Source organism: uncultured Paracoccus sp., from assembly GCF_947496875.1.
GTDB lineage: Bacteria > Pseudomonadota > Alphaproteobacteria > Rhodobacterales > Rhodobacteraceae > Paracoccus.
The window spans coordinates 1-2,794 of the sequence record NZ_CANMEH010000056.1 but is presented as its reverse complement, the minus strand read 5'-3'; the positions used below and the strand labels follow the sequence as shown (position 1 = coordinate 2,794).

Sequence of the window (2,794 nt, the reverse complement as noted above, 5' to 3'; positions counted from 1 at the left end):
CACAATGTCCACTATCAATGGTGGACACTATCCCGCACTCTCACACCGCGGCAGAGCGGTTAGACCGGACGGTTACGTTCTGAGGACTGTCGGTGCCCTTGATCTCGAGTGCGAGGATCGTGCCGCCAGCAAGGCGGACCAGGAAATCCGGGACGTATCGCCGCCGGGAGCCCGCCCACATGTAGTAGATCTGGAAACCGAGGTGATCGTTCTTGGCGTAGGCAAGAACGTCCTCGCGCTTCTCGAAGACATTGGCCGCGTGGCCTTCCCAGGCAGAATCTCCAACCAGATGGCTGATGTGCGACTTGGTCGTCGGAAAGCACGGCTTGGTCGTGTACCAGGTACGCATCAACCCGGTTGCACCGATCGGGTTTTCCTCGTCGAACACCGGCGTCAGACGTTCCGTGTTCTGCTCGGTCACATTGCTCAGCACATGCTGGACCACGAGATCGATGTTGAGCGCGATCAGGATCCGCCGCCGAAGCGGATCGGAGTGAAACAGCGACGGGATGTCGAGGCGGTCTGAGTTGAGGAACGCCTCGACGATCCTGACGAGTTGCGCCGCCAGATACTCGTGGGTGCCGGTGAACCCATGGCTCAGCTCTGCAAACGCCTTCCGCGCAGCCTGGAATACGAGGCGCTGCAGACGGAAGCCATCCGGTAGCTTCTCGAGGTCGATCGCGGTGACCTTGCCCATGTCCGTCGCGCCGCCGAGCGCCGGGGCGAGTTCGGCGCTGATCGGTGTGCTGGCGGGATCGAGCACGAGCGGCTGGACCTTGCACCAGTCGATGGCGAGCTCCGGTTTGACGACCGTCTCCACGCGCAGCACGTTCGGCCATTTGTCCGGATCGGCGAAGTGGTACGCGTGGAAGACAGAGGAGGACCTGAAACGCGAGCGTGCGTTCAAGGAACTGGGCGTCGACAGCTTTCGCTCGAAAGCTGCAAGGACGCTGCGGGATCAGAGGCTTGAGCGGAAGCCTATGGGGTTCGTTCACCAGGCAGCTCGCTACCGCGGCAAGGCTAACTATCGCGAGGCGCTTTTTCTCGCATACGGCTCCGGCACCGAAACGATCCTTTCCGGGTACGTGGAAGACATGCACGCAGTGCTCAAGGCGTTTCTCGCAATGGCAGGCGCCTTCGCGCGTCGAAAGCTGGGCAAGGATTTGTGGTCTGAGTTTGTCGCAGATGTCGACGCGAAGAAGGCCTTCACGACCCGAGCCGGCGATATCTGGGCGTAAACGCTGGAGTGATTGAGCCAGACGCTAGATGTCACTCGTCCCGGGCTGCAGGAATCGTATCCGCTGTTCTTTCCAGTCCAACGGGAAAGGATCCATCATGTTCGCAAGCGTGACGATCTCAGGCTGGCGGCCCTCCATGATGGCATCCACGATTTCCGGGGCCAGCAGAGAGAGGCGCATAAGCCGCGCCATGTATGTGAAGGCGATGCCCTCTCGCTCAGCCAGTTCAGAAATCGACGCGAACTCGCCCGACTCCAGCATCCGCTTCCAGCGGAACGCGCGGGCCAACGCCTTGACCAGCGTGTTGTCTGTCCGCCGCGGTTGCGTGGCGCCCTCGGGCATCTGCATCTCCTTCCGGCCGCCACGCTTCACGACGCGAAATGGGACGTGGAGCGTGACCGTCTCCGGGATCGGAGCCCCGCGGGTCATGCAGCTTCTCCGATGTCGCCGGCCAGCATCTCGCGGGCCAGACCGCTGAGCCCGTCGACGCGCAGCCGGACGTTGAGCCCGTCCGTGCCGATGTCCACGCGCTCGACCAACAGCGCCACGATGCGCGCCTGTTCGGCAGGGAATAGCTCGTCCCATAGCGGATCAAGCTGTTGCAGTGCCGTCCGGGCGTCGGCCTCGGTGACGTCGTCGACGTGGACGCGTGCTGCTTTCCACGTCCCCGCCACGATCTCGGGCTGGCGAAACACCGCCCGCAGCTGGTCGATGACGGCGGCCTCGATCTCGCCCGCGGGTACGCGGCCGACCGGGCAGGACCCGGCGCCGTGTTTCAGCACCGTCTGGCTGACGTAGTAGCGGTACAGCCGGTCGCCCTTACGCGTATGGGTCGGCGAGAACGCCGCGCCGTCGGGTCCGTACAACAGGCCCTTCAGCAGCGCCGGGGTCTCAGCGCGGGTGCGCATCGCCCGCTTGCGGGGGCTTTCCTGAAGGATTGCATGGACGCGCTCCCACGTCTCGCGATCGATGATGGCGTCGTGCTCGCCGGGATAGCTCTCGCCCTTGTGCACCGCTTCGCCGATATAGGCGCGGTTGCTGAGCATCCGATAGATGTACTTCTTGTCGATGCGGTTGCCGCGCGGCGTGCGGATGCCGCGTGCGCCGACCTCCCGCGCCAGTTCCGTGCAGGACCCGATCTCGAGGAAGCGCGCAAAGATCCAGCGCACATGCGCGGCGGTGTCTTCCTCGACCAGCAGCTTCCGGTTATCCACCCGGTAGCCGAAGGGCGGCACCCCGCCCATCCACATGCCCTTCTTTCGGCTGGCCGCCACCTTGTCGCGGATCCGCTCGGCCGTCACCTCGCGTTCGAACTGGGCGAAGGACAGCAGGATGTTCAGCGTCAGTCGCCCCATCGACGTGGTCGTGTTGAAGGACTGCGTGACGGAGACGAAGGTCACGCCGTTCCGGTCGAACACCTCGACCAGCTTGGCGAAGTCGGCGAGCGAGCGGCTGAGGCGGTCGATCTTATAGACGACGACCACGTCGACCAGCCCGTCCTCGATGTCCTCCAGCAGCCGTTTCAGGCCGGGCCGTTCCAGTGTGCCGCCGGAGAT

3 protein-coding genes and 1 pseudogene are annotated in these 2,794 nt (G+C 64.0%); 1 reads left to right on the top strand and 3 read right to left on the bottom strand.

Annotated features, from left to right (window positions below; genetic code table 11):
- Nucleotides 1-49 precede the first annotated feature (49 nt).
- Nucleotides 50-841, bottom strand: a pseudogene (locus Q0938_RS18980) (restriction endonuclease); the annotation flags it as partial.
- Here Q0938_RS18980 and Q0938_RS18975 point away from each other — a divergent pair.
- Entirely contained in the window at nucleotides 804-1,238 is a 435-nt protein-coding gene (locus Q0938_RS18975) for a hypothetical protein (RefSeq protein ID WP_299365650.1), read from the top strand. The pseudogene Q0938_RS18980 and the gene Q0938_RS18975 overlap by 38 nt on opposite strands.
- 24 nt (nucleotides 1,239-1,262) lie before the next feature.
- Here the strand turns inward: Q0938_RS18975 and Q0938_RS18970 are convergent, their stop codons facing one another.
- Both Q0938_RS18970 and Q0938_RS18965 read right to left on the bottom strand, forming a co-directional pair.
- Complete coding sequence (locus tag Q0938_RS18970) at nucleotides 1,263-1,580, bottom strand: hypothetical protein (RefSeq protein WP_366942790.1); 318 nt, start codon at nucleotides 1,578-1,580, stop codon at nucleotides 1,263-1,265.
- A gap of 83 nt (nucleotides 1,581-1,663) precedes the next feature.
- A partial coding sequence (locus tag Q0938_RS18965; RefSeq protein ID WP_299365645.1) for a recombinase family protein occupies nucleotides 1,664-2,794 on the bottom strand: 1,131 nt, incomplete at its 5' end.

Excerpts from the sequence above, each read along its gene's own strand:
- Q0938_RS18970 (WP_366942790.1), bottom strand. The coding sequence starts at position 1,580 with ATGCCCGAGGGCGCCACGCAACCGCGGCGGACAGACAACACGCTGGTC.